This is a genomic window from Streptomyces sp. NPDC002577 (genome assembly GCF_053594815.1).
In genome coordinates this window covers 242,770-267,298 of record NZ_JBSFWK010000002.1, presented here as the reverse complement: position 1 = coordinate 267,298, position 24,529 = coordinate 242,770, and the positions used below count along the sequence as shown (strand labels likewise).

24 protein-coding genes and 1 riboswitch are annotated in these 24,529 nt (G+C 69.8%); of the genes, 13 read left to right on the top strand and 11 right to left on the bottom strand.

Going from position 1 to position 24,529, the window contains the following annotated elements; all coding sequences use genetic code 11:
- Positions 1-30: 30 nt before the first annotated feature.
- Positions 31-188: riboswitch (cobalamin riboswitch) on the bottom strand.
- From ACWD4J_RS04805 to ACWD4J_RS04790, 4 genes are all read right to left on the bottom strand, one after another.
- The gene (locus ACWD4J_RS04805; protein WP_451393851.1) at positions 183-722 is read right to left on the bottom strand and encodes a GNAT family N-acetyltransferase; all 540 of its coding nucleotides are present in this window, start codon (positions 720-722) and stop codon (positions 183-185) included. (Overlaps the previous riboswitch by 6 nt.)
- An 87-nt stretch (positions 723-809) precedes the next feature.
- The gene (gene mctP, locus ACWD4J_RS04800) at positions 810-2,438 is read right to left on the bottom strand and encodes a monocarboxylate uptake permease MctP (RefSeq protein ID WP_451393850.1); all 1,629 of its coding nucleotides are present in this window, start codon (positions 2,436-2,438) and stop codon (positions 810-812) included.
- On the bottom strand, positions 2,435-2,701 hold the full coding sequence (locus tag ACWD4J_RS04795) for a DUF3311 domain-containing protein (RefSeq protein ID WP_451393849.1): 267 nt from the start codon (positions 2,699-2,701) through the stop codon (positions 2,435-2,437). Before ACWD4J_RS04795 ends, mctP begins: the two co-directional genes overlap by 4 nt.
- A 166-nt stretch (positions 2,702-2,867) precedes the next feature.
- Positions 2,868-3,656, bottom strand: a complete 789-nt coding sequence (locus ACWD4J_RS04790) for a GntR family transcriptional regulator (protein WP_451394017.1) — start codon at positions 3,654-3,656, stop codon at positions 2,868-2,870.
- Between the two features lie 324 nt (positions 3,657-3,980).
- On the opposite strand from ACWD4J_RS04790, the gene ACWD4J_RS04785 reads away from it, so the two are divergent.
- From ACWD4J_RS04785 to ACWD4J_RS04760, 6 genes are all read left to right on the top strand, one after another.
- On the top strand, positions 3,981-5,282 hold the full coding sequence (locus tag ACWD4J_RS04785; protein ID WP_451393848.1) for a sugar ABC transporter substrate-binding protein: 1,302 nt from the start codon (positions 3,981-3,983) through the stop codon (positions 5,280-5,282).
- 142 nt (positions 5,283-5,424) lie between these two features.
- Positions 5,425-6,438 (top strand): carbohydrate ABC transporter permease, encoded by a 1,014-nt coding sequence (locus ACWD4J_RS04780; RefSeq protein WP_451393847.1) that lies wholly within the window; start codon positions 5,425-5,427, stop codon positions 6,436-6,438.
- Positions 6,435-7,313: a carbohydrate ABC transporter permease gene (locus ACWD4J_RS04775; RefSeq protein WP_451393846.1), complete on the top strand. Its 879-nt coding sequence runs from the start codon at positions 6,435-6,437 to the stop codon at positions 7,311-7,313. The genes ACWD4J_RS04780 and ACWD4J_RS04775 overlap by 4 nt, the downstream gene beginning before the upstream one ends.
- A 7-nt stretch (positions 7,314-7,320) precedes the next feature.
- On the top strand, positions 7,321-8,793 hold the full coding sequence (locus tag ACWD4J_RS04770; RefSeq protein ID WP_451393845.1) for a glycoside hydrolase family 3 protein: 1,473 nt from the start codon (positions 7,321-7,323) through the stop codon (positions 8,791-8,793).
- A gap of 427 nt (positions 8,794-9,220) precedes the next feature.
- Positions 9,221-10,294, top strand: coding sequence for an SIS domain-containing protein (locus tag ACWD4J_RS04765; RefSeq protein ID WP_451393844.1), 1,074 nt, complete (start codon positions 9,221-9,223; stop codon positions 10,292-10,294).
- Positions 10,295-10,684: 390 nt separating this feature from the next.
- A complete protein-coding gene (locus ACWD4J_RS04760) occupies positions 10,685-12,193 on the top strand; it encodes a sensor histidine kinase (RefSeq protein ID WP_451393843.1) in 1,509 nt (502 codons plus the stop codon).
- Between the two features lie 219 nt (positions 12,194-12,412).
- Here the strand turns inward: ACWD4J_RS04760 and ACWD4J_RS04755 are convergent, their stop codons facing one another.
- Together ACWD4J_RS04755 and ACWD4J_RS04750 are read right to left on the bottom strand one after the other, a co-directional pair.
- The gene (locus ACWD4J_RS04755) at positions 12,413-12,670 is read right to left on the bottom strand and encodes a WhiB family transcriptional regulator (RefSeq protein WP_040248489.1); all 258 of its coding nucleotides are present in this window, start codon (positions 12,668-12,670) and stop codon (positions 12,413-12,415) included.
- Between the two features lie 315 nt (positions 12,671-12,985).
- Positions 12,986-13,954 (bottom strand): diacylglycerol/lipid kinase family protein, encoded by a 969-nt coding sequence (locus ACWD4J_RS04750; protein WP_451393842.1) that lies wholly within the window; start codon positions 13,952-13,954, stop codon positions 12,986-12,988.
- Positions 13,955-14,047: 93 nt separating this feature from the next.
- On the opposite strand from ACWD4J_RS04750, the gene ACWD4J_RS04745 reads away from it, so the two are divergent.
- Entirely contained in the window at positions 14,048-14,515 is a 468-nt protein-coding gene (locus ACWD4J_RS04745; protein ID WP_451393841.1) for a hypothetical protein, read from the top strand.
- A gap of 83 nt (positions 14,516-14,598) precedes the next feature.
- On the opposite strand, the gene ACWD4J_RS04740 is transcribed toward ACWD4J_RS04745, so the two are convergent.
- From ACWD4J_RS04740 to ACWD4J_RS04730, 3 genes are all read right to left on the bottom strand, one after another.
- Positions 14,599-15,765, bottom strand: a complete 1,167-nt coding sequence (locus tag ACWD4J_RS04740) for an RNA polymerase sigma factor SigF (RefSeq protein ID WP_451393840.1) — start codon at positions 15,763-15,765, stop codon at positions 14,599-14,601.
- A complete protein-coding gene (locus ACWD4J_RS04735) occupies positions 15,762-16,175 on the bottom strand; it encodes an anti-sigma regulatory factor (protein ID WP_451393839.1) in 414 nt (137 codons plus the stop codon). The genes ACWD4J_RS04740 and ACWD4J_RS04735 overlap by 4 nt, the downstream gene beginning before the upstream one ends.
- 482 nt (positions 16,176-16,657) lie before the next feature.
- Positions 16,658-17,680 (bottom strand): 1-aminocyclopropane-1-carboxylate deaminase/D-cysteine desulfhydrase, encoded by a 1,023-nt coding sequence (locus tag ACWD4J_RS04730; RefSeq protein WP_451393838.1) that lies wholly within the window; start codon positions 17,678-17,680, stop codon positions 16,658-16,660.
- A 203-nt stretch (positions 17,681-17,883) separates the two neighbouring features.
- Here ACWD4J_RS04730 and ACWD4J_RS04725 point away from each other — a divergent pair, with 203 nt between their 5' ends.
- Both ACWD4J_RS04725 and ACWD4J_RS04720 read left to right on the top strand, forming a co-directional pair.
- Positions 17,884-19,287 (top strand): family 2B encapsulin nanocompartment shell protein, encoded by a 1,404-nt coding sequence (locus tag ACWD4J_RS04725; protein ID WP_451393837.1) that lies wholly within the window; start codon positions 17,884-17,886, stop codon positions 19,285-19,287.
- Between the two features lie 175 nt (positions 19,288-19,462).
- The gene (locus tag ACWD4J_RS04720; protein WP_451393836.1) at positions 19,463-20,080 is read left to right on the top strand and encodes a GNAT family N-acetyltransferase; all 618 of its coding nucleotides are present in this window, start codon (positions 19,463-19,465) and stop codon (positions 20,078-20,080) included.
- A 646-nt stretch (positions 20,081-20,726) separates the two neighbouring features.
- On the opposite strand, the gene sodN is transcribed toward ACWD4J_RS04720, so the two are convergent.
- Positions 20,727-21,122, bottom strand: coding sequence for a superoxide dismutase, Ni (sodN, locus tag ACWD4J_RS04715; RefSeq protein WP_181655426.1), 396 nt, complete (start codon positions 21,120-21,122; stop codon positions 20,727-20,729).
- 176 nt (positions 21,123-21,298) lie between these two features.
- On the opposite strand from sodN, the gene sodX reads away from it, so the two are divergent.
- Positions 21,299-21,742: a nickel-type superoxide dismutase maturation protease gene (sodX, locus tag ACWD4J_RS04710; RefSeq protein ID WP_451393835.1), complete on the top strand. Its 444-nt coding sequence runs from the start codon at positions 21,299-21,301 to the stop codon at positions 21,740-21,742.
- On the opposite strand, the gene ACWD4J_RS04705 is transcribed toward sodX, so the two are convergent.
- On the bottom strand, positions 21,646-22,275 hold the full coding sequence (locus ACWD4J_RS04705; protein WP_451393834.1) for a CGNR zinc finger domain-containing protein: 630 nt from the start codon (positions 22,273-22,275) through the stop codon (positions 21,646-21,648). The genes sodX and ACWD4J_RS04705 overlap by 97 nt on opposite strands.
- Positions 22,276-22,365: 90 nt before the next feature.
- On the opposite strand from ACWD4J_RS04705, the gene ACWD4J_RS04700 reads away from it, so the two are divergent.
- The 3 genes from ACWD4J_RS04700 (at position 22,366) to ACWD4J_RS04690 (ending at position 24,500) form a co-directional block, all read left to right on the top strand.
- Entirely contained in the window at positions 22,366-23,127 is a 762-nt protein-coding gene (locus ACWD4J_RS04700; RefSeq protein ID WP_451393833.1) for a class I SAM-dependent methyltransferase, read from the top strand.
- A 138-nt stretch (positions 23,128-23,265) separates the two neighbouring features.
- Complete coding sequence (locus tag ACWD4J_RS04695) at positions 23,266-23,754, top strand: SigE family RNA polymerase sigma factor (protein WP_451393832.1); 489 nt, start codon at positions 23,266-23,268, stop codon at positions 23,752-23,754.
- On the top strand, positions 23,751-24,500 hold the full coding sequence (locus ACWD4J_RS04690; protein WP_451393831.1) for a hypothetical protein: 750 nt from the start codon (positions 23,751-23,753) through the stop codon (positions 24,498-24,500). Before ACWD4J_RS04695 ends, ACWD4J_RS04690 begins: the two co-directional genes overlap by 4 nt.
- Positions 24,501-24,529: the final 29 nt, after the last annotated feature.

The following is a 24,529-nucleotide window of genomic DNA, read 5'->3' as shown; positions in this document are numbered from 1 at the left end:
GCCCGGACGTCGTCGGCACCCGGAACGGACGGACCGGGTGCACCGTCGGCAGGTCCTCGGACTCACGGGTACACGAACGCGCACCAGTACACCGTTGCGGGACAGTTCCGGACTTGCACCGGATTCCCCTGCAGCGACAGCGAGCATGAGCATACATCTTGTGCCGGGCCGCGGTGGCACCCCTACATGTTGTGTCGCGATGCCTCCGGTGCCTGGCGGAGCGTCAACTCGTAGGTGAGCAGCGTGACGTCGGCGAGGTGCGGGATGGGGTTCCAGTCGCGCTCGGGGGTCCGGGTGAAGCCGAGGCGCTCGTATATGCGGTGGGCGGTGTGCATCGCGCTCTGCGTGGACAGGACGACGCCTACGCAGCCGTCGACCGCCCGTGCGCGCTCGATGCAGGCGCGGACGAGGGCCTCTCCGGCACCTCTGCCGCGCGCCTCGGGCGAGACCGCGAGCATCCGGATCTCGGCCTCGCCCTCGCGCGCGATGTCCGCCATCGGGCCGCCCTGCGGCACAAACGTGACGCCTCCGATGACCATTTCGTTCGCCAGGGCGACCAGCACCTGTGCCGCCGCTGCCCGCTTCGCCACGTCCCGCAGCACGCCGAGATACTCGTCGTTCTCCCCGAAGGTCAGCAGCCCGTCCCCGAGATACGCCCGCGCGGTGATCTCGCCCAGCTCCGCGTACTCCCCGGGCTCCGCCCGCCTGATCACGATGTCCATGCGGTGCAGTCTGCCGCAGGGGTACGACAACGGGCCGCCGGATTTCCCGGCGGCCCGTGTCACTTGCGCAAAGGACTCAGAAAGGGCTCAGTGCGCGCTTCCCGCCGTCGCCGGCGGCAGCTCCGTCTGGACGCCCGGGTCGCCCGCCTCGCCCGTGTAGTCCTCCGGCGATGTCTCGTCGACACCGTCCGGGGCCTTCAGTGCGCGCAGCACGAAGGTGAGGACCACCGTCACCACCAGGTTCAGCACGATCGCCGTGAGGCCGATGTAGCCGATCTTGCCGATGCCGGGGATCTCCGCCGAGGAGCCGGCGAAGTGGGCCTGGGTGGGGCTGGACACGTTGAACGCGGCGAGCGTTCCGTAGACCATGCCGACCGCCCAGCCCGCAAGCAGCGCCCAGCGGTGGAACCAGCGCGTGAACAGGCCGCCCACCAGTGCCGGGAAGGTCTGCAGGATCCAGATGCCGCCGAGCAGCTGGAAGTTGATCGCGACCGTCTTGTCCATGCCGAGGACGAAGATCAGCGCGCCCACCTTCACCAGGAGCGACACCAGCTTGGAGACCTTGGTCTCCTGCTCGGGCGTCGCGTCGGGCTTCAGGAAGTCCTTGTAGATGTTCCGGGTGAAGAGGTTGGCCGCCGCGATCGACATGATCGCGGCCGGGACGAGTGCGCCGATGCCGATGGCGGCGAAGGCCACGCCCGTGAACCAGTCGGGGAACATGTCCTCGAAGAGCTGCGGGATCGCCAGCTGCCCGTTCTGCACCTTGACGCCGGCCGCGATGGCCATGAAGCCGAGCAGGCCGAGGAAGCCGAGCATCAGCGAGTACAGCGGCAGGATCGTGGAGTTGCGGCGGATCACGTCACGGCTGCGGCTGGACAGCACGGCCGTCACCGAGTGCGGGTACATGAACAGGGCGAGCGCCGAGCCCAGCGCCAGCGTGGCGTAGGTCCACTGTGTGGCCTCGGCCGGGGCCAGGGCGCCTCTCGGCTTCTGGGTCGCCGGGTTGATCTGCGAGAAGGCGTCGCCCGCCTTGGCGAAGATGTCGTCGAACCCGCCCAGCTTCATGGGGATGTAGATGACCGCGACCGCGATGACGATGTAGATCAGCGCGTCCTTCACGAAGGCGATCAGCGCCGGCGCCCGCAGACCGGACGAGTAGGTGTACGCGGCCAGCACACCGAAGGCGATCAGCAGCGGCAGGTCCTTGACGAACCAGTTCGTGCCCTCGCCGCCGCCGACGCCCATGACGTCGAGCACCGCCTGGATGCCGACCAGCTGGAGCGCGATGTAGGGCATCGTGGCGAGGATGCCGGTGACCGCGACGGCCAGCGACAGACCCTTGGAGCCGAAGCGCCCGCGGACGAAGTCCGAGGTGGTGACGTACCCGTGCTTGTGCGAGACCGACCACAGACGCGGCAGGAAGACGAACATCATCGGGTAGATGAGGATCGTGTACGGCACCGCGAAGAAGCCCGAGGCGCCCGCCGCGTAGATCGCGGCCGGCACGGCCACGAAGGTGTATGCGGTGTAGAGGTCGCCGCCGAGCAGGAACCAGGTGATCCAGGTGCCGAACGACCGGCCGCCGAGGCCCCATTCGTCGAGGCTGTTCTCGTTCTCGGCCTTGCGCCAGCGCGCGGCCATGAAGCCCATGACCGTGACGGCCACGAAGAAGAGGATGAAGACGGTGAGTGCCACGCCGTTCACGTCGTTCTTCACTTCGAAGCACCTCCCTCACGCGAGGCGCGACGAGTGGCCTGGTCCCGCTGCCACAGCTTGTACGCGATCACCGTCAGCACGGACGATATGAGCACCCAGAGCATCTGGTACCAGTAGAAGAACGGGACGCCGATGAAGGCCGGGTCGGTCTTCGCGTAGGAGCCCACCCACAGCATCGCGACGAACGGCGCGAACAGGCAGAGGGCTATCACCACCCGCACCGGTGTGACGACCGGTCCTCTCACTTCAGGTTGTTGTGGCATGTGGCGGCTCCGTCCCCTCACTGACCCCGTTGATCGCTAGGTAATGCGGAGGCAATCTAGGGGACAGGTCCGAGGTATGGAACCCCCGTCCGAATATCGGACGGCATGTTCGGAACCGGTCGGTAGCAACCGGACGTTTCGCTCTGCGGCCCGTCGGCGGCCGCCCTTACACCGCAGGCCGCTTGAGCCGCGCCACGAACTTGTACCGGTCCCCGCGGTACACCGACCGCACCCACTCCACCGGCTTCCCCTCGCCGTCCAGTGAGTGGCGCGACAGCAGCAGCATCGGCAGGCCCACATCGGTGCCGAGCAGGGCCGCCTCGCGCGGGGTCGCCAGCGAGGTCTCGATGGTCTCCTCGGCCTCGGCGAGATGCACGTCGTACACCTCGGCCAGGGCCGTGTACAGAGACGTGTACTTCACGAGCGAACGCCGCAGCGCGGGGAAGCGCTTGGCGGACAGATGGGTCGTCTCGATCGCCATCGGCTCGCCGCTCGCCAGCCGCAGCCGCTCGATCCGCAGCACCCGGCCGCCGGTGCTTATGTCGAGCAGCTCGGCGAGCCTGTCGTCCGCGGTGACGTAGCCGATGTCGAGGAGCTGCGAGGTGGGCTCGAGGCCCTGGGCCCGCATGTCCTCGGTGTACGACGTGAGTTGGAGGGCCTGCGAGACCTTCGGCTTGGCGACGAATGTGCCCTTGCCCTGGATGCGTTCCAGCCGGCCCTCGACGACCAGCTCCTGGAGGGCCTGGCGGACGGTCGTGCGCGAGGTGTCGAACTCGGTGGCCAGGGTCCGCTCGGGCGGCACCGGAGTGCCGGGCGGCATCGTCTCCGTCATGTCGAGCAAGTGCTTCTTGAGGCGGTAGTACTTCGGTACGCGCGCGGTGCGGCCCGCGTTCGCCGTCTCCGCCGGAGCGGACGTGCCCATCTCGGTCCCCGTGCTGCCCGCCTGGCTGCCCATCGTCCGCCTTTCCGGCCCCTGTGCTGCTGTTGTCGCCGTCACCGGCTCCTCCGTCTGTTGCGGCTCACATCGTGGCACGACCTGGCCCGAGGGGGCCGCGCTCCCTCAGATGTCGGTCCGATAACGGACGTGAGCGCCTTTCTTATACACCCTTGACACCCCTAAAGGTCTAGGCCAAGCTCCACCTACTGGTCTACACCATTAAAGACCAGTCCCAGCCCCACGGGCAGTCGTTCCTGCGCACCTTTCTCGTATGGCCCTTCGTGTACGGCGCAGTCCCGGGCGGTGATGGGGGGAGACTCTTGCAGCCCTGAGGAGGGTGGCGTGAAGCGCAAGCTGATAGCTGCGGTTGGCGCAGCGACGATGATGGCCTCGGTTGCGGCGTGCGGTGGGTCGGGCGGTGACGCCGCGAAGGACCCGAAGGATCGCAAGGGCGATCTGACCGTCTGGCTCATGACGGACGCGCAGAGCACCTGGCCCGAGCTGGTCAAGCAGGCCAACACGGAATTCAACAAGAAGTACCCGGGCGTCAATGTCAAGATCCAGTACCAGCAGTGGTCGGACAAGACCAAGAAGCTCGACGCGGCCCTGGCCGGCGACAAGTTCCCGGACGTGGTCGAGCTCGGCAACACCGAGACCATGACGTACATCCTCAACGGTGCTCTCGGCGATATCGATGCCAAGAAGTACGACAACTCCGACACCTGGATCAAGGGCCTCAAGGACACCTGTACCTATGAGGGCAAGCTCTACTGCGTTCCTTACTACGCCGGTGCGCGCGTTGCGATCTACAACAAGTCGATGTTCAAGGCCGCGACCGGCAGCGACACGCTCCCGACGACCGAGGACGACCTGACGAAGGCGCTCGACAAGGTCCAGGCGAAGTACGGCAAGAAGGACAAGGCGTTCTCCTCGCTCTACCTGCCCGGCCGCTACTGGTACGCCGCGATGTCGTACGTCGCCGCGTACGGCGGCAAGATCGCCGAGTACGACGAGTCCTCCAAGAAGTGGAAGGCCACGCTCGAGTCTCCCGAGGCCCAGGAAGGCATCAAGCACTTCATCGACCTGGTCAAGAAGTACAACCACGGCGACCAGACGAAGGACGAGCAGGACCACGCCAACGTCATGGCCAACGAGAAGGCGGCCCTGATCTACGGCAACGGCTGGGAGGCCGGCAGCGTCATCGACGGCAACGCCAACGGCAACCCCAAGCTGAAGGACAAGATCGCCACCGCGGGCATGCCCGGCCCGAACGGCAAGGCCCTTCCGTCCTTCATCGGCGGTTCCGACCTGGCCACCATCTCCAAGTCCAAGAACCAGGACCTGGCGCAGTACTGGATCTCCCTCTTCACCAGCGAGAAGTCGGAGGCGGCCCTCGCGGCCAAGGACATCCTGCCGAACAACACCAAGCAGCTGGAGCCGCTGAAGACGAAGGCGTCGACGGCGCCGATCGCCAACGCCGTGCCGGACGCCTGGTTCACGCCCATCGCGCCGGGCTGGGCCGCGGTCGAGAAGAAGGAAACGATCGAGCTGATGCTGCTCGACATCCTCAAGGGCAAGTCGGTCGAGGACGCCACCAAGGCCGCGGACGCGGACATCGACAAGCTGATCAACGAGGCTTCCTGACCCCTGGCGAGGCCCCCTCCCCGGCCTCGCCCGACCTCCTGATCAGCCCTGTCGGGGGCGGCGGGTCCGCCACGGACACCGCCGCCCCCGCCTCCCGGTTCACCGGTTCGAACGGAAGGCCAGCACAGTGAGTGCCGCCGACATGAAAGCAGCCGAGCCCCCGGTTCCCGGCCTTCGGCAGCCCGGGGAACGGCCCGCGCAGGGGACATCCCGCCCCGGCGCCGCCACGCCGAGCCCCGCGGGCGCCGCGACGCTGAGGAAGAGAAAAACCGGGGCACTCCTGCCCTACCTGCTGATAGCCCCCGCCTTCGTCTCGATCGCCGCCGTGTTCGTCTGGCCGCTGATCAAGACGGTGATCATGTCCTTCCAGGACGTCGGCCGGCGCGAACTGTGGACCGGGGACCCGGCGCCCTGGGTCGGCTTCGAGCAGTTCACCAACATCCTCGGAGACGGCGAGTTCTGGCACGTCGTCTGGCGCACCCTGCTGTTCATGGTGGCCTGCGTCGTGGCCACCATGGGGATCGGCCTCTTCCTCGCCCAGGCCATGCAGCGCATGACGAACTGGGTGCGGCTCGCCCTCACCGGCGCGCTCGTCGCCGCCTGGTCCCTGCCCCTGCTGGTGGCCACGTCGATCTTCCGCTGGTTCGCGGACTCCGACTACGGCGTGGTCAACATGGTGCTGACGAAGTACGTGGGCCTCGACTTCCGCGGCCACAACTGGTGGCTCGACCCCAAGCAGGGCTTCGTCATGATCGGCGCGGTCGTCGTCTGGGGAGCCGTCCCGTTCGTCGCCGTCACGCTGTACGCCGCGCTCACCCAGGTCCCCAGGGAACTGGAGGAGGCGGCCTCCCTCGACGGGGCCGGCGCCATCGGCGTCTTCCGCTTCGTCACCTGGCCGGTCATCAAGCCCGTCTTCCAGATGGTCGCCACGCTCTCGGTGATCTGGGATTTCAACGTCTTCGGCCAGGTCTTCCTGATGCGCGCCAACAAGCCGGAGCCGGAGTACAACCTGCTCGGCCTCTACTCGTACGAGAAGGCCTTCGAGTCCAACTCCTTCAGCCAGGGCGCCGCCATCTCCCTCATCACGGTCCTTCTGCTGTCCGGCGTGGCCGTGTACTACCTGCGCCAGCTCCTCAAGATCGGAGAGGTCGAGTGAGCGTCACCGCCCCCACGCGCCCGGGCCTGACCCCCGCGTACCGCGCCGACCGCAAGAAGAAGAGCCGGCACGTCTACAACCTCGTCGGCCTGGTGGCCTTCGTCGTGATGGCCTTCCCGGTCTACTGGCTGGTGGTCAGCGCACTGCGGCCCAACCAGGAGATCCGCAGCTACGACCAGACGCTGTGGCCCGACTCGATCACGTTCGACAACTTCCGGCGTGCGATCAACGCGCCGAACTTCGGTACGGCGATCGAGTCGAGCCTGATCATCTGCGTCACCGCGGTGGTCGGCGCGATGCTGATGTCGACGATCGCAGCCTTCGCGATCGGCCGCTTCCAGTTCGCGGGCCGCAAGGCCTTCATGATCGTGCTCCTCGTGGTGCAGCTGCTGCCGCCCACCGCGCTCCTGATCCCCCTCTACCTCCAGCTCAACGAGCTCGGCGGGCTCAACGAGTACTGGGGCGTCATCGTCGTCTACCTGGTCTCCACGCTGCCCTTCGCCACCTGGATGATCCGCGGCTTCGTGATCAACGTGCCCAAGGAGCTGGAGGAGTCCGCGATGGTGGACGGCTGTAGCCGGATGGGCGCCTTCTGGCGGGTGATCTTCCCGCTGCTCGCGCCCGGTCTCGCGGCCGCCTCGATCTTCGCGCTCATCAACGCGTGGAACGAGTACCTGCTCGCGTACGTCGTGCTCCAGGACAACGACAAGTACACGCTCAACGTGTGGCTGATGAACTTCACCACCTCGCGCGGCACCGACTACGGCGCGCTGATGGCCGCCTCCACGCTCATCGCCATCCCGGTCGTCGTCTTCTTCATGCTCGTCCAGAAGAAGATGGCCGCGGGCCTGACCTCCGGCGCAGTAAAGGGATAACTCCGCCATGACGACACTCGCCCGCAGCACGGACACCCTGACCCGTGACGCGCTCACCGTCCTCCAGCCCGGCTTCGTCGGCACCAGCGCCCCCGACTGGCTGCTGCGCAGACTCGGCGAAGGACTGGCCTCGGTCGGGCTGTTCGGCCGCAACATCGCCTCGCCCGAGCAGCTCGGCCGGCTCACGGCCCAGCTGCGGGCCGAGCGGGACGACCTCCTCGTCGCCATCGACGAGGAGGGCGGCGACGTCACCCGGCTCGAGGTGCGTACCGGCTCCTCGTTCCCCGGCAACCACGCGCTCGGCGCCGTGGACGACGTCCGGTTGACCCGCGACGTGGCCGCCGAACTCGGCCGCCGCCTCTCCGCCTGCGGCGTCAACCTCAACTGGGCGCCGTCCGCCGACATCAACTCCAATCCGGCCAACCCCGTCATCGGCGTACGCTCCTTCGGCGCCGACGCGGCACTCACTGCCCGGCACACCGCCGCGTACGTCGAAGGGCTGCAGTCCGCCGGAGTCGCCGCCTGCACCAAGCACTTCCCGGGGCACGGCGACACCGCGGTCGACTCGCACCACGCGCTGCCGCGCATCGACGCCGACCTCGACACGCTGCACGCGCGCGAACTCGCCCCGTTCCGGGCCGCGATCGCCGCAGGCACGCGCGCGGTGATGAGCGCCCACATCCTCGTGCCGGCCCTCGACCCCGACCGGCCCGCGACCCTCTCGCGCCGCATCCTCACCGGCCTGCTGCGCGAGGAGCTCGGCTACGACGGGCTCATCGTCACCGACGGCATCGAGATGCAGGCCATCGCCTCGGCGTACGGCATCGAGCGAGGCAGCGTCCTCGCCATCGCCGCCGGCGCCGACGCCATCTGCGTGGGCGGTGGCCTCTCGGACGACGACACGGTGCTGCGGTTGCGCGACGCGCTCGTCGACGCGGTACGCGCGGGGGAGCTGCCCGAGGAACGCCTCGCGGACGCGGCCGTGCGCGTGCGGGAGCTGGCCCGGTGGACGGAGGCAGGGTCCCGCGCGGACCGGGAGATCGGCCTGGTCGCGGCCCGCCGCGCGCTCACGCTGACGCGGTCCGACTCGTACACGCCGGTCGCCTCGGCTCCGTACGTCGCCGCGCTCACCCCCGTTGCGAACTTCGCTGTCGGGGACGAGACGCCGTGGGGTGTGGGCGCCGAACTGGCGCGGCTGCTGCCCGGTACGGAGACGGGGAGCTGGTCCGCTCCCGGTGCCGGGGAGGGGGTGCTGCGGGCCGCGGGCGGACGCCAGATCGTCGCGGTCGTGCGCGACGAGCACCGGCACGCGTGGATGTCGGCCGTCCTCGACACGCTGCTGGCCGCCCGGCCCGACACCATCGTGGTCGAGATGGGCGTACCCCAGGCGCCGCCCCGGGGCGCCCTCCACATTGCCACGTACGGGGCTGCGCGGGTGTGCGGGCGGGCGGCGGCGGAGGTCATCGCGTCGGGGGTGTGAGCGGTCCGGCTCCGGCCGGTGGGCGGTTCGCCTTCTGCGGGTGGGTGGGTCGGGGCCGCGGCGGGATGTACTCCCCCAGTGCCTTAAGGGCCTGGGAGGTACCCCCAGCGGGCGCACATCCCGCCACGTCCCCTTCGGCACGCTCGCGACTACCGGCCGGTGGGGGCGACCGTCACTGTTGTGGGCAATCGTTCCTCCCCCAGCTACCGCTGGGGGGTGCCCCCAGGCGATGGGGGTACCTCCCATGCCCTTAAGGCACTGGGGGAGGGTGGGCGCAACCCACGACGGCGGGCGCCCCTCGCCGTACCTGTGCGCACCAGGGGCGCGCGCAAACCACGAGCGGCGGCGCAGTCACACGCCTGGTACCATGAAGTGGTATAGACCAATTCATGGATGAGGTAAGCGACACCGCCCCTGGAGGCCCCGCATGACCGCCAAGACCGCCGCCGGCCCGCAGAGCGAGCAGCCAGGCCGGATCATGTCCCGTGAGATGGCCGAGCAGCCCGAGATGCTGCGCCGCATCCTCGAGTCCGGCGCCCCGAAGATCCGCGAGGTCGCCGAGCAGGTCGCAGCCAAGAAGCCCCGCTTCGTCCTGCTCACTGCCCGCGGCACCTCGGACAACGCCGCGCTGTACGCCAAGTACCTGCTGGAGATCCGGCTCGGCATCCCCTGCGGTCTGACCTCCATGTCCACGACGACCGCCTACGGCGCGCAGCCGGACCTGACCGACGTCCTGGTCCTCACCGTCAGCCAGTCCGGCGGTTCCCCGGACCTCGTGGCCTCCACGAAGGCCGCCCGCGAGGCCGGTGCCATCACGGTCGCCGTCACCAACAACCCCGACTCGGCGCTGGCCGCGGTGTCCGAGTACCACATCGACATCATGGCCGGCCCGGAGAAGGCGCTCCCCGCGACCAAGACCTACACGGCCTCGCTGCTCGCCCTCTACCTCTTCGTGGAGGGTCTGCGCGGCGGCGACGGCTCGGCGGCCGAGCCCCTGCCCGACCTCGCGCAGAAGCTGCTGGCGCGCCAGGACGAGGTGAAGGCCCTCGCCTCTCGCTACCGGTTCGCCGAGCGCATGGTGATCACGTCCCGCGGCTACGGCTATCCGACGGCGAAGGAAGCCGCGCTCAAGCTGATGGAGACGAGCTACATCCCGGCCCTGTCCTACTCCGGAGCCGACCTCCTGCACGGCCCGCTCGCCATGGTCGACAACATCTCCCCGGTCATCGCGGTGGTGACCGACGGCAAGGGCGGCGAAGCCCTCCAGCCCGTCCTGGACCGGCTGCGCGGCCGCGGCGCCGACCTCGTCGTGATCGGCCCGAAGGCCCAGGTCGAGCAGGCGTCGGCGGGCTTCGTCCTGCCGACCGAGGGCGTGGCCGAGGAGGTCCAGCCGATCCTCGAGATCATCCCCCTGCAGCTCCTCGCGTACGAGGTGACGATCGCCCGAGGCCAGGACCCGGACGCCCCGCGCGCCCTGGCGAAGGTGACCGAGACCCGCTGAGCCAGGTCATATGAACCGAGCGGCACCGGCGCCCGTGCAGTGTGTGAGGGTGTCGGGGAAGCCCGCGCGGCATGTTCGGGAAATCCACACCAACTGACATTCCCCAACGCATGGACATCCGATTGTGGTCTAGTCCAGAATGCGCATTGAACCTCCGCCCTCCCCGCACAGGATGGCGGACCGAGGAACCGGGCTCTCTGCCCTGACTGCTCCGGCTCCTCATCCTCGGCCGTCCGGGACCGCACACCCGCCGGCCGGTATTGCTCCGGGCTGCGGTGCCGGGAGGGTTGAGGGTCCCTTCCAGCGCCGCGGCCCGCGGGTGTATCCGGGCCCGCCGGGCGCGGGTCCTGGGCGCCCGACCGGCCAGGTACGCTCGCAGACGTGCCCTCCATGAACGAGCTTGTACGCCAGCACACAGCCCTCTCCGACACGGATCTCGAGTGGCTGCATCTGCTGGTCTCGGAGTGGCAGCTGCTCTCCGACCTCTCCTTCGCCGACCTCGTCCTGTGGGTGCCCACCCGGGACGGCACCCGCTATGTGTCGGTGGCCCAGATGCGGCCCAACACGGGCCCCACGTCCTACCAGGACGACATGGTCGGCCACCTGGTCCCGCGCGGCCGCCGCCCCCTGCTGGACGCCGCTCTCGACGAGGGCCGCATCGTCCGCGAGGGCGACCCGGAGTGGCGCGAGGAGGTGCCGGTACGGGTCGAGTCCATCCCCGTACGCCGGGAGGGCCGCGTCCTCGGCGTCATCGCCCGCAACACCAACCTGCTCACGGTCCGCACCCCGTCCCGCCTCGAACTCACCTACCTCCAGAGCGCATCCGACCTGGCCCAGATGATCGCCGCCGGGACCTTCCCGTTCCCCGACCAGCAGGTCGACATGGACGCCTCGCCGCGCGTGGGCGACGGCCTCATCCGGCTCGACGCGGACGGCATCGTCCAGTACGCCTCGCCGAACGCCCTGTCCGCGTACCACCGCCTCGGTCTCGCCGTCGACCTCGTCGGCCACCACCTCGGCACGACCACCGCCGAACTCGCCCCGTCCCGCCGCCCCGTGGACGAGGCCCTGTCCAAGGTCGCCAGCGGCTGGGCGCCCCGCGAGTTCGAGATCGAGGGCAACGACGGCGTCATCCAGGTCCGGGCCATCCCGCTCAAGCCCAAGGGCACCCGCATCGGCTCGCTGGTCCTGCTCCGCGACGTCACCGAACTGCGCCGCCGCGAGCGCGAGCTGATGACCAAGGACGCGACCATCCGGGAGATCCACCATCGGGTGAAGAACAACCTGCAGACCGTCGCAGCCCTGCTGCGCCTGCAGGCCCGCCGCATCGAGTCCGAGCGGGGCCGCGAGGCACTGGAGGAGGCTGTGCGCAGGGTCGGCTCCATCGCCATCGTCCACGAGACCCTCTCCCAGAACCTCGACGAGCGCGTGGAGTTCGACGAGATCGCCGACCGTGTGCTGGCGATGGTCGCGGAGATCTCACCCGGCAAGGTCACCGGCCGCCGTACCGGCCGCTTCGGGATCCTGGACGCCGAGGTCGCGACCCCGCTGTCCATGGTCCTCACCGAGGTCCTGCAGAACGCCCTGGAGCACGGGTTCCGTCCGGGCGATCACGGCACGGTCGAGGTCTCGGCGGTACGCGGCGGCACCGCACGCGAGTCCCGGCTGCTGATCACCGTCCAGGACAACGGCGTGGGGCTGCCCGAGGGCTTCGATCCGCAGCGGTCCGGAAACCTGGGGCTGCAGATCGTCCGCACCCTGGTCGAGGGGGAGCTCGGCGGGACCTTCGACATGGTCCCCGCCCCCGACTGCGGCACTCAGGTGATCCTGGACATCCCGGTCCGCGCGAGAAGCAGCCGTGCTGAGCCGAACAGGGCGGGCAGCCGCGACGAGAAGTAGCCGGGCCGGCCCGGGAAACAACCGGACCGGAGCCGCTCGCGCCAGTACACAGCAGTGAGCCCCGGACCGAATCGGTCCGGGGCTCACTTCACGCTGCTTCGGGGCACCACCCGGGCGGGGCCTGGGGGGAGCGGTGATACTGCGCGCTGCGGCTCGGGGGCGGGAGATGCGTACTCGCTGTACGCGCCGCCGGGCCGAGGCTCGTACGGGGCGTGGGCGTCAGGCGCTGGCCTGGCGCGCCCGGTTGCGAGCGGCGCGGCGCTTCATAGCGCGACGCTCGTCCTCGCTGAGGCCACCCCAGACGCCGGAGTCCTGGCCGGACTCGAGCGCCCACTGCAGGCACTGCTCCACAACGGGGCAGCGACGGCAGACGGCCTTGGCTTCCTCGATCTGCAGCAGCGCAGGACCGGTGTTGCCGATGGGGAAGAACAGCTCGGGGTCTTCCTCGCGGCAAACGGCGTTGTGACGCCAGTCCATGGCTGCTACCTCTCTTGGTATTACGTGCAGGTTGCTTGTGAATGTGAACGCTTTCACGAATCCCTCAACAAGTGAAGGGCCTACCGCCAGGTTCCTGGCGTGGTCCTGTTGATTGAGGAGGGGTTCGGGCTCTCTGTGGGGCCTGTGGTGCGACCGTCTCGAGCGCCATGTAGAGATTCGCAAACCTCGGCGGCGGATACAACCCCCTACGAGAAGTTTTTTTTGATTCCTTGGTGTCGACTAGATCACAGCCGTACTTCCATGGGGTGGATCGCTGCCTAAACGTTCGAGTGAAAGGACTTTAGGCCCTTCCGCTCACACAATCACACGCAGTGCACGGCGTACGCCTGTGAACGTCACGCTCGTGCGCAGTCCCAGGTGGTCGCCGTCCATCTGGAGGGGCAGTGGGACCTTCGAATGCAAGGTGAAGTCCGTCAGGTCGTGGAGCGTGACCGCGTGCTTGCCCTGGGGTCCGCGCTCGGGGGACGAAGTAAGCAATTGCGTGGCATACCGGGCGACCGCGCCTGTGGAGAGCTTGCTCAGTCCGAGTACGTCCAGACCGGTGTCGAACGAAGCTTTCGGTGAGGCGTAGACCGGGCGGTTGCCCAGATACGTCCATGGCGAGGTGTTGCAGACTATCGACAGCACAAGATCCGTCACCGGGTCCTCGCCGGGCCGCTCCAGCGTGATCATGCCGTGCCGGCGGTGCGGCTCGTCGAGGAACTGGCGCACCACCTGGCGCAGATACAGGGCATGGGTCGAGCGCCTGCCCGCTTCCCGCTGCTGCTCCACCCTGCCGATCACGCTCGCGTCGAAGCCGAGACCCGCGCAGAACGTGAACCAGCGGCCGGGGACGGCCTCGTCCGGGGTCCCGGGAGTGCCCGCCGCAAGGCCCAGGCCCACCGTGCGCTCGCTGCCCTCGCGCAGCGCGTCGAGCAGCGCGCCGGTGGCCTCCACGGCGTCGTTCGGCAGGCCCAGGGCGCGCGCGAAGACGTTGGTGGATCCGCCGGGCACGACGGCGAGGCGGGGGAGGCGGTCCGGGTCGGGGCCGTGGTGCAGCAGTCCGTTGACGACCTCGTTGACCGTGCCGTCGCCGCCGAGGGCGACGACCAGGTCGATGTCCGTGCTCTCCGCGGCCTGCCGGCCGACGTCCCGGGCGTGCCCGCGGTACTCCGTGGTGACCGCCTCGAGCTTCATCTCGCTCGCCAGTGCGTGGATCAGCACATCACGTGTCCGTGCACTGGTGGTTGTTGCCGCCGGATTGACCACGAGGAGTGCACGCATGCGAAAGAGAGTACCTACCGGGTGGTACTGAAACCCAGACCGGTGCCCGGTACCGGGGGCCGGGCCATCGGCGCGCGGAGCTAACCTGCTGGGGTGAGCTCAGGACAGACCCCCACTCCCGACGTCACCGAGGCAGGGCCCCGCCCGGGACGGCTGACCGCCGCGGCGGTGCTGGCCGCACTGGAGGGCGTGGCGCTCGTCGCCGCCGGTGCGTATCTGCTCGTCAGGGGGTTCGCGGGTGACGCGGACAGTGTCGAGCAGGCGGTGACCGGCGGGGTCACGCTCATCGTCCTCGCGCTGCTGCCGCTGCTCGCGGCGCGCGGGCTGCTGCGCCAGCGCAGCTGGAGCCGGGGGCCGGCGATCATCACACAGATCATGGCGCTGCCCGTGGCATGGACGCTGCTGCAGGCCGACAGCCTGGCGATCCCCGCCGGGATCGCGCTCGGCGTCGTGGCGGTGACCGCCCTGGTCCTGCTGGTGAACCCGGCGACGACCCGGGCGCTCGGCATCCGGGGGCCCGGCCGCGGGCAGGAGCCGAAGCAGCCGGAGAAGGAGAAGTAGGCGAGCCGTCGGCCGGGGGTTCGGGAACGGTCCCCGCAAGGCCCGCCCGATCCCCGGCCTGCTCGCCTGCTCGGCTACTCCGCCTACTCCTCCACGAGCAGCTTCTCCCGCAGCTGAGCCAGCGTGCGGGCCAGCAGCCGCGACACGTGCATCTGGGAGATGCCGACCTCCTGCGCGATCTGCGACTGGGTCATGTTGCCGAAGAAGCGCAGCAGCAGGATCCGCTTCTCGCGGGGCGGCAGGTCCTCCAGGAGCGGCTTGAGCGACTCGCGGTATTCGACGCCCTCCAGCGCCTCGTCCTCCGCGCCCAGCGTGTCGGCGACCGCGGGAGACTCGTCGTCGGTGTCCGGGACGTCCAGCGACAGCGTGGAGTACGCGTTGGCCGACTCCAGGCCCTCCAGCACCTCCTCCTCGGAGATGGCCAGCTTCTCGGCGAGCTCGTGCACCGTGGGGGAGCGGCCGTGCAGCTGGGAGAGCTCGGCGGTGGCCGTCGTCAGCGACAGCCGCAGCTCCTGCAGCCGCCTCGGGACCCGTACCGCCCAGCCCTTGTCGCGGAAGTGCCGCTTGATCTCGCCCACGACCGTGGGGGTCGCATACGTGGAGAACTCCACGCCGCGCTCCGGGTCGAAGCGGTCCACGGACTTGATCAGGCCGATCGTGGCGACCTGGGTGAGGTCGTCCAGCGGTTCGCCGCGGTTGCGGAAGCGGCGGGCGAGGTGCTCGACGAGCGGCAGGTGCATGCGGACCAGCTGGTTGCGCAGTTCCGCGTACTCGGGCGAGCCCTCGGGGAGCTTGCGCAGCTCGACGAACATCACCCGCGCTCCGCTGCGGTCGTGCGGATCGTGCCGGATGTGCGCTGTGCCCTGCGCGCCCCGCGCGGCCTCGTGCCCGTGCTCGCTCATGTGACCTGCCCTCCCCCGGCTGCCGCCGGGAGGTACCCCCGTCCCGCCGTCCCGGCCGGAGAGCGCCTCGCGCTCGTCCTCGTCGATGGGCTCCACCCGCTCCGACGCGCCCGCCGCGGTATCCACCGCCGCGGGGAAGCCGTCCGCCGGCGTGCCGTCGGCGAAGGAGTCGTCCTCGGGATGCGGCCGGGCCTGCTGCTCGGGGATGCCGGTCCCCGGTGCGCGCGCCGGCTCCGCCGGTACCGCTCGCTCCTCGGCCGGCTTCCTGCCCCGGCTGCCGGTGTCGTCGCCCGGAAGGCCCCGGATGCCGCGCTCTTCGTCCCGCACCGGTCCGTCCCCGTTCCTCACGCCGGCCCGGGTCCCGCGCCGCGCTGTTTGTAGAGGCTGATCGCAACGGTCTTGTCGTCGGAGACCGAGGAGTCGACCTTCCCGGCCAGGGCCGACAGCACCGTCCAGGCGAAGGTGTCCCGCTCGGGGGCCCGTCCGTCGGTGGTCGGAGCGGAGACCGTCACCTCGAGCGAGTCGTCCACGAGCCGGAAGACGCAGCTGAGCACGGAGCCGGGCACGGCCTGCTGCAGCAGGATCGCGCAGGCCTCGTCGACCGCGATGCGGAGGTCCTCGATCTCGTCCAGGGTGAAGTCCAAGCGCGCCGCGAGGCCGGCCGTGGCCGTCCGCAGCACCGACAGGTAGGCACCCGCAGCCGGCAGCCGGACTTCCACGAAGTCCTGGGTTGCGGGCTCGCCTGCGATCTGGGACACCCTCACCTCCAAGGTGATTCCAAGCTTTCCGGGGGCCGAGGGTGGCCCCCCGGAGTAACGCGGTACATGGTTCAGCGGTGACGCTACCGCGCCTCCAAGTTCCCTGTCCCGATGACCTCCTCCCCTGCTGTCACTCATAGTAAGCCCATGAGTACGGACAGTGGCTAGGGGTCTGCGGGCCCAATTGGGAACAGCGCGCGCCGGGTTGACGTACCCAGGCCCTGGACGGTCGAACCGTCCTGATCCACTTCAGGCGAGCACCCCGTCCGTAGCGCGCCGGCGTCGGCTTTCACCGGGCTCGAGGGGACGCGTCGGCAGCGCCGCCGGCTCGGGAGGCGGGAGCTCTGCGACGTGCAGGTGCTCGTTCATGGTGGCAAGGTTACGACGCTCGCGCGGAAAGCAACGGGGAAGCGGAGGGACCTGCCCGGCGGGGCGGGATCCGCGCGGGGACGGCTGCGCCGCGCCGTGCTGTCGTCGCTCGGTCACGGGCTGTTCGCGGGTCTTGTCGTGGCCGCGTCGCGGATCCGGTCGGGGAAAGGGCGGCCGGTGATGACGGCGGCCAGCGTGGTGCCCGGAGCGAAGGCTCCCTCTTCGGCGAGGGCCAGGAATCCGTACAGCATCTTGGCGACGTAGAGGCGTTCGACGGGCGCTCCGTGGCGGTCCTCGAAGTCACGGGCGAAGGCTTCGAGTTCGGGGGCGGTGCGGGCGTAACCGCCGAAGTGGAAACGGTCGTCGAGCGACCAGTCGCCGCGCGGGCCGCCGAAGGCCTGTTCCTGCAGCGCGCGTATCTCCTCCGCCAGGAATCCGCCCTTGAGTACGGGGATGCCCAGCGCGCGCTGTCCGGATCCGAGTCCGGCGGCCAGCCCGGCGAGGGTGCCCCCGGTGCCGCAGGCGACGGCGACCACGTCGGCGTGGCCGCGAAGTTCCCGGCCGAGGGCCGTGCAGCTGCGCACGGCGAGGGAGTTGCTTCCTCCCTCGGGGACGACGTACGCGGTCTCGGCGCCGACGTCGCCGGTGCCGTTGCCGGCGTGGACGCCGATGCCGTGCAGGATCCCGGCCAGGACGTCCGGTTCGTTCTTGCGCCGGTACGTCGATCTGTCGACGAAATGCAGACGCATGCCGTCGGCCGCGCACTGGGCCAGGGACGGATTGAGGGGCCGGCCGGCCAGTTCGTGCCCCCGGACCACGCCGATCGTGGGCAGGTCCAGCAGTCGGCCTGCCGCGGCGGTGGCACGGAGGTGGTTGGAGTAGGCGCCGCCGAAGGTCACGATCGTCCGGGCCGCGGCCGCGCTCAGGCTCGGCTCCAGCTTGCGCCACTTGTTGCCGATCAGGTCCGGGTGGATCAGGTCGTCCCGCTTGAGGAGCAGCCGCAGCCCGCGGCGCGTGAGGCGTTCGTCGTCGATCGCCTGCAGTGGCGACGGCAGCAGCGGCTGCAGGGCCGCGGGGTCCGCTGCGGCCGCGCCGCGTGCGGCGGCGCCTGCGGCGGCACTGTCGGGGCTGGTCACCGGACCATTGTCCGCCGACCCACGCGAGAAGCACGTCCCCCGGCTGTCGCACTCGAAGCCCGGGCCGGCGGAAGCGACCAGCGTGCCCCGTTCACGGTGATCCATTCCCGCTCTTTTGTGTAATGGTAGCGATACGCTCCGTGATGAAAGCCTGGTGTGCGCAGGTCAGTGCAGGTCGGCGCACCCTCGGGAGGGCACAAGTCATGTCGGTAGGCGAAGAGGTCGTGGGGCAGACCAGGTCGCAGCAGAGTCTCGGCACGGCGGCCGCGCGGAACCTGGCCACCACCACCAAGTCCGCACCGCAGATGCAGGAGATCAGCTCGCGCTGGCTGCTGCGCATGCTGCCGTGGGTGAACGTGCAGGGTGGTACGTACCGTGTGAACCGCCGGCTGAGCTACTCCGTCGGCGACGGCCGGGTGACGTTCGTGAAGACCGGTGACCGCGTGCAGGTCATCCCCGCAGAGCTCGGCGAGCTCCCCGTCCTGCGGGCGTACGAGGACCTGGAGGGGCTCGGCGAGCTCGCCCGGCGATGCAGGCAGCGGGAGTTCGCCCCGGGAGAGGTCCTTGCCTCCTTCGGCAGCGCGACCGACGAGGTGTTCCTGCTGGCGCACGGCAAGGTCGAGAAGATCGGCACCGGTCCTTACGGCGACGACGCCGTCCTCGGCGTCCTCGCCGACGGGGCATACTTCGGGGAGCAGGCGCTCCTCGCACCCGACGCGATGTGGGAGTACACGGCCCGCGCGGTGACGGCGTGCACTGTGCTGACCCTGTCCCGTCAGGAGCTCGAGCAGGTCGCCGAGCGCACCGACTCGCTGCGGGAGCACCTCCGGCGGCTCCGCTCCCTGCCGCGGCAGCGCACCAACAAGTACGGAGAGGCGTCCATCGACCTCTCCGCGGGCCACGAGGGCGAGGCGGTGCTGCCCGGCACGTACGTCGACTACGAACCGGCGCCGCGGGAGTACGAACTGAGTGTCGCGCAGACCGTGCTGCGCATTCACACGCGTGTGGCCGATCTCTACAACCAGCCGATGAACCAGACGGAGCAGCAGCTGCGGCTGACCGTCGAGGCGCTGAAGGAGCGCCAGGAGCACGAACTCATCAACCACCGGGAGTTCGGCCTGCTCCACAACTGCGAGTACGACCAGCGGCTGCAGCCGCACGACGGTGTGCCCAGCCCGGACGACATGGACGAACTGCTCAGCCGCAGGCGCGGATCCAGATTCTTCCTCGCCCACCCGCGCGCGATCGCGGCGTTCGGCCGCGAGTGCAACAAGCGCGGCCTGGTGCCCGAGAGCGTCGACGTCGGTGGCAACCGGATCCCCACCTGGCGCGGTGTGCCGATCTTCCCCTGCAACAAGATCCCGGTGACCGAGGCCAGGACGACCTCGATCATCTGCATGCGTACGGGCGAGGATGAGCAGGGCGTCATCGGTCTGTATCAGCCGGGCATTCCGGATGAGATCGAGCCCAGTCTGTCCGTGCGGTTCATGGGCATCAGCGAGCAGGCGATCATCTCCTACCTGGTCACGACGTACTACTCGGCGGCCGTGCTGGTGCCCGACGCCCTGGGCGTCCTCGAGAACGTGGAGATCGGCCGCTGGCGGTGACGTCCCGTGCGGACGGGCCCTGTGTACGGCGTGATCCAGCCGGTGTACGGGGCACGGCCATGCGCATGAACTGCATCGCCTAGGCTGCAACCGGCCTTGTGCGAAGGCGTGTTGAGGGTGGCTCCGACGGGCCGGAGTGACTGCCGTGAGGACGAGACGAAGGGCGGGTCGGGGCATGGGCGTGGCGATCCGGAGGGCCGTCGGGAGCGACCGGGAGGCCGTGATCCGGCTGCTGGACGAGGCGTTCCAGGACGACCCGGTCAGCTGCTGGGTCTTCCCCGACGCGGACCATCGCCGCCGCACCCACCACAAGCTGATGGCCGCCTTTCTCGACCTCGTGCTGAGCGAGGGGCGCGTCGACCTCACCGAGGACGGCAGGGCCGCCGCGCTGTGGCTCTCCGTGCCCGCGGGCGAACCCGGGGACCACGAGGACGACGAAGACGGTCCCGCGCAGATGCGGGAGGCCGTCGACCCGGACAACGGACGGGTCGAACTGGTCGGCAGGCTGACCGGGGCCGTTCACCCGACCGGCCGCAGCCACGAGTATCTCTTGCTGATAGCGGTGAAGCCCGAGCACCAGGGTGAAGGGCACGGCACCGCGCTCATCGAGTCCGTCCTCGAAGCCTGCGACCGTGAGGGGCTCCCCGCCTACCTGGAGGCGAGCAACGCCCGCAGCCGCCGGCTGTACGAGCGCCTGGGTTTCACGTTCACCGGGCGCCCGGTCGAGCTGCCGGACGGCCCGCACATGTGGCCGATGTGGCGCGAGCCGCAGACGGCGCCCGTGGTGGGCTGACGCCCGCTATGGGGTCCGGGACTTTCGGGCTTCGGACCTGATCGCTTCCCGGGCCGGGCCGTGCGGACCGCCCTATGGTGGAGGCATGGGCATCGAAGGGCGCCGGTCCGGCCGCCGCCCGCGGGACGAGGCGTATGTGTGCCCCGTCTGCGGACAGCCCGTCGGCACGGTCATTCACAGACGAAAGACTCTGGGCATTTTCGCCCCCGTGTGGGGGCCTGGACCGTGCCGTGATCCGGGCTGCCCGGCCTCCGGGAAGCCGGTGGAGGCGGTCTACGGCTCAGAGGCCCGGGGAGCGCACGGCAGCGACGTTCACACGCACGACCGGCCGGAGTCGGTGGGTCTGGGCGACATGGAAGGCCTGGCCGACCAGATGGGCGCCGTCCGCCCCCGCAGCGGGCGGGTCGGCCCGCGCGAGGACCGGACGGAGTGTCCTCCGCGCCAGCCGGGGAACGAGCCTGGGCAGCCGGGAGTGTGATCGTCGAGCTGAGCTGCCCGCACCGCAGCCAACTTCCCCGCGCGCGAGGGGTCCTCTACGGGACGTACGAAGGTCAGGAACGCCGACAGCACCCGGCTCCGCGCGGTCGCCGGGTGCTGTCGATGCGTGGCGGCAATGCTGCCGCCCGAGCAAGAGGGGGAGCGAAGGTCAGGCCTTCTTGGTCTCCCAGAAGATCTTGTCGATCTGGGCGATGTAGTCCAGCGCCTTCTGGCCGGTGGCCGGGTCCGTCGACGCCTTGGCGGCCGAGAGGGCCTTCAGGGCGTCGTTCACCAGCTGGTGCAGCTCCGGGTACTTCTCGAAGTGCGGGGGCTTGAAGTAGTCGCTCCACAGCACCGAGACGTGGTGCTTGGCCAGCTCGGCGCGCTGCTCCTTGATGACAGTGGCGCGGGCCTGGAAGTGCGGGTCGTCGTTCGCGGCCATCTTCTCCTGAACGGCCTTGACCGACTCCGCCTCGATGCGGGCCTGGGCCGGGTCGTAGACACCGCAGGGCAGGTCGCAGTGCGCACTGGCCTTCAGCTTGGGGGCAAACAGGCGGGAGAGCATGGATGCTGTCCTTCCTCGTGATCGTCTTCTCAGGTGGGACATTACTCCGTGGAAGACGGGATATCGCGAGTGCCCCCATGGGCTTAGGACAAAAGTCCGGGGCCAGACTGGGACTGGTGAACGATAGAACCGGAACGCAACGGGAACGTAAGCCGAGCGGGACCGGGAGGTTGCTGATGCCTGAGACGGCAGTGGAGGGGCGGGAGGCACGCGTGCCGTTCCAACTGATCGAGGTGGACGGGCCGTCGATGGTGCCCACACTCAACCCGGGGGACTGGATGCTGGTCCAGTACGGCGCCCGGGTACGGCCGGGCGCCGTGGTGATTCTGCGGCATCCGTTCCAGCAGGACCTGCTGGTCGTCAAGCGGGCGGTCGAGCGCCGCGACGACGGCTGGTGGGTGCTCGGCGACAACCCGTACTCGCCGGGCGGCGACAGCACGGTCTACGGGGCCGTGCCCGACGAGCTCGTCCTCGCGACGGTGCGCGCGCGCTTCCGGCCGCGCAGCCGGGAGCAGGGCGAGGGTCAGCGGTCCGTCGCCGCGGCGCTCTCGTGGGCCTTCTCCGCGCTGCGGCCCGTGCTGTCCGACCGGTCGGCCTCCAAGCGCTTGCGGGCGCGGTAGGCCGCCACATTGGCCCGGGTCGCGCAACGGTCCGAGCAGTAGCGCCGTGAGCGGTTCGTGGACGTGTCGAGGTAGGCGTTGCGGCACGGCGCCGCCTGGCACAGGCCGAGGCGGTCGACGCCGTACGACGTGAGGTGGAAGGCGAGCCCCATCGCGGCGATCGCCGCATAGCCGGCGGTCGCGTTCGACGGGTGGTCGGCGAGGTGCATGTGCCACAGGGGGCGGCCGTCGTCGTCCCGGTAGTCGTGCCCGGAGATCTGAGGGCTCACCGGGAACTCCAGGAGCAGCGAGTTCAGCAGGTCGACGGCCAGCGTCTCGTCGCCGCCGTCCGCCGCCTCGAAGACCGCCCGCAGCCGCGCCCGTACGGAGCGGAAGCGCGTCACGTCAGCGTCCGTGGTGCGCCGGGCCGCGGACGAGTTGACGCCGAAGAGGTCCCGGACGGCCTCCACAGAGGTCAGCGAGTCCTTGCCCCGAGCAGGCTCCTCGCTGTTGACCAGGCGCACGGCGTAGTCCGAGTAATAGGCGAGTTCCACTTGTAGTCCTTACGGGAGCATTCTATCTTCAGGAGCACGTGAGTAACAGCTGCGCATGCGTCGAGGGTATTACGCACGGGAGGGGCTGGGATGACGGAGACCACGGCCGGTGCCGACTGGCGTGCCTGGCAGGAGAGCTGGGACCGGCAGCAGGAGTGGTACATGCCGGACCGCGAGGAGCGGTTCCGGGTGATGCTGGACATGGTGGAGGCGACGGTCGGCCCCGAGCCGCGCGTACTGGACCTCGCATGCGGTACGGGGAGTATCACGAGCCGGCTCCTCGAGAGGTTCCCGAAGGCCGTCAGTACCGGCGTCGACCTCGACCCGGCGCTGCTCGCCATCGCCGAGGGCACCTTCGCGGGCGACGACCGCGTCTCCCTCGTCACCGCCGACCTCAAGGACCCGCAGTGGACGGCAAGCCTGCCGTACGCCGCATACGACGCGGTCCTCACCGCCACCGCCCTCCACTGGCTGCACAAGGAGCCCCTCGCCGCGCTCTACGGGCAGATCGCCGGCCTCGTCCGCGAGGGCGGCGTCTTCATGAACGCGGACCACATGATCGACGAGTCCACACCGCGGATCAACGCGGCGGAGCGCGCCCACCGGCATGCGCAGATGGACCGCGCCAAGGCAGCCGGCGCCCTCGACTGGACCGAATGGTGGGCGCTCGCCGCCCAGGACCCGGTGCTGGCCGGGCCGACCGCGAAGCGCTTCGAGATCTACGGTGAGCACGCCGACGGCGAGACACCCTCCGCGGACTGGCACGCGCGCGTGCTGCGCGAAAACGGCTTCGCGGAGGCACGCGCGGTGTGGCGCTCGCCTTCTGACGCGCTGGTGCTCGCGCTGAAGTAGGCACCCCGGGAACCCGGTTGAGGCGGTACGGAAAATTCGTACCGCCTCTTCTGCGTCCTGTGAGGCCCCCCACCGCACTGGAAGAGGTGAGACGGTCCGTTCCCGGAGGACCGGGGGAACCGGAGAGAGGGGCGTGGGATGACGCGGGGCGCTCAAGCGGCTCTGCACGTCTTCGTCGAGGGAAGGCGCACAGCGCTGTTCCGCAGTGCATATCTGCTGTGCGGCAACCGCGACGAGGCGGAGGACCTCGTCCAGACGACGCTGGTGAAGGTCGTCCTCGGCGCGCGCAGACACGGGCGGCTGGACAACCTCGAGGCCTATGCGCGCAAGACGCTGGTCAACACCTTCATTGCGACGCGCCGCCGGTTCTGGCGGCGCGAGCACGCGTACGGCGAACTGCCCGACGTGCCGGGGCAGGTGACGGACAGCGACACCGGGCTGATGGTGCGGGCCGCTCTCGCAGGGCTCCCGCCCAAGCAGCGGGCGGTGCTGGTGCTGCGTTACTGGGAGGACCTCAGCGTGGCCGCCACCGCCGAACTGCTCGGGATGCGGGAGGGCACGGTCAAGAGCCACACGGCCAGGGGACTCGCGGCGCTGAAGGCCGCGGTGCGGGAGGAACACGTATGACAGGCATGAACGACAACGACATCGCGCGGGAGCTGCTCGGCCGGGCCGTCGACGACGTGCCGGTGCCGGCCGGCCGCGGCAGCGAGGCCGTCTTCGCGCGGGCCGCGAGGCTGCGGTGGCGGCGGCGCGCGGCGGTGACCGGCGTGGTCGCGGCGGCGGCCGCGGGCGGTGTCCTGGGGTCCGGCGTGCTGCCGGGCGGCGAGCCGGCGGACGTGGCAGCGTCCCCGACCGCCGGCCGACTCGGCACCGACGCGTCCGGCTTCGAGAAGCTGCTGCCCGCGGGGGTCGGCACGGTCCGGCAGGTGTCCCTGGGGCAGATGATGAAGGGCACGAAGAAGCCCTTCGGGGCCAAGAAGGTCGGGCCCTTCGACGGGGAGTACACCATCGCGCGGGACGGGGGCGTCGGATTCGTCACCGTGCACGTGAACAAGAAGGTCCAGGACCTCGACCCCGACCCCTGCACCATCGGCAACGTCTCACCGCCAGTGCTGAAGTGCACCAACGAGAAGGTGAGCGGCGGCACCCTGCTGTCCATCTGGCAGACGCCGGGAGAGAAGGGGGCCCAGCCGGGGTACAGCGGAACCCAGCTGGAGGCGCGGGTGGTCTTCAAGGACGGCACGGTCCTCAACATCCGTGACTGGACGGGCTTCCTCGGCCAGGGCTCCCCGGGCCCGGTGCTGAAGACGTTCCCGCTGACGCGGGCGCAGCTGCGGGAGCTGGCGCTGGAGCCCGAGCTGCTGCCGTAGCACCGGATGGATGTGCGAAAGGGGCGGTA

What these genes read in the sequence shown, in the direction of transcription:
- sodN (WP_181655426.1), bottom strand. Translation starts at nt 21,122, where the DNA reads ATGCTCTCCCGCCTGTTTGCCCCCAAGCTGAAGGCCAGTGCGCACTGC.
- ACWD4J_RS04805 (WP_451393851.1), bottom strand. Translation starts at nt 722, where the DNA reads ATGGACATCGTGATCAGGCGGGCGGAGCCCGGGGAGTACGCGGAGCTG.
- ACWD4J_RS04690 (WP_451393831.1), top strand. Translation starts at nt 23,751, where the DNA reads ATGACAGGCATGAACGACAACGACATCGCGCGGGAGCTGCTCGGCCGG.
- ACWD4J_RS04700 (WP_451393833.1), top strand. Translation starts at nt 22,366, where the DNA reads ATGACGGAGACCACGGCCGGTGCCGACTGGCGTGCCTGGCAGGAGAGC.
- ACWD4J_RS04760 (WP_451393843.1), top strand. Translation starts at nt 10,685, where the DNA reads ATGAACGAGCTTGTACGCCAGCACACAGCCCTCTCCGACACGGATCTC.
- ACWD4J_RS04755 (WP_040248489.1), bottom strand. Translation starts at nt 12,670, where the DNA reads ATGGACTGGCGTCACAACGCCGTTTGCCGCGAGGAAGACCCCGAGCTG.
- ACWD4J_RS04695 (WP_451393832.1), top strand. Translation starts at nt 23,266, where the DNA reads ATGACGCGGGGCGCTCAAGCGGCTCTGCACGTCTTCGTCGAGGGAAGG.
- ACWD4J_RS04790 (WP_451394017.1), bottom strand. Translation starts at nt 3,656, where the DNA reads ATGGGCAGCCAGGCGGGCAGCACGGGGACCGAGATGGGCACGTCCGCT.
- ACWD4J_RS04720 (WP_451393836.1), top strand. Translation starts at nt 19,463, where the DNA reads ATGGGCGTGGCGATCCGGAGGGCCGTCGGGAGCGACCGGGAGGCCGTG.
- ACWD4J_RS04770 (WP_451393845.1), top strand. Translation starts at nt 7,321, where the DNA reads ATGACGACACTCGCCCGCAGCACGGACACCCTGACCCGTGACGCGCTC.
- ACWD4J_RS04725 (WP_451393837.1), top strand. Translation starts at nt 17,884, where the DNA reads ATGTCGGTAGGCGAAGAGGTCGTGGGGCAGACCAGGTCGCAGCAGAGT.
- ACWD4J_RS04780 (WP_451393847.1), top strand. Translation starts at nt 5,425, where the DNA reads ATGAAAGCAGCCGAGCCCCCGGTTCCCGGCCTTCGGCAGCCCGGGGAA.
- ACWD4J_RS04795 (WP_451393849.1), bottom strand. Translation starts at nt 2,701, where the DNA reads ATGCCACAACAACCTGAAGTGAGAGGACCGGTCGTCACACCGGTGCGG.
- ACWD4J_RS04765 (WP_451393844.1), top strand. Translation starts at nt 9,221, where the DNA reads ATGACCGCCAAGACCGCCGCCGGCCCGCAGAGCGAGCAGCCAGGCCGG.
- sodX (WP_451393835.1), top strand. Translation starts at nt 21,299, where the DNA reads ATGCCTGAGACGGCAGTGGAGGGGCGGGAGGCACGCGTGCCGTTCCAA.
- ACWD4J_RS04750 (WP_451393842.1), bottom strand. Translation starts at nt 13,954, where the DNA reads ATGCGTGCACTCCTCGTGGTCAATCCGGCGGCAACAACCACCAGTGCA.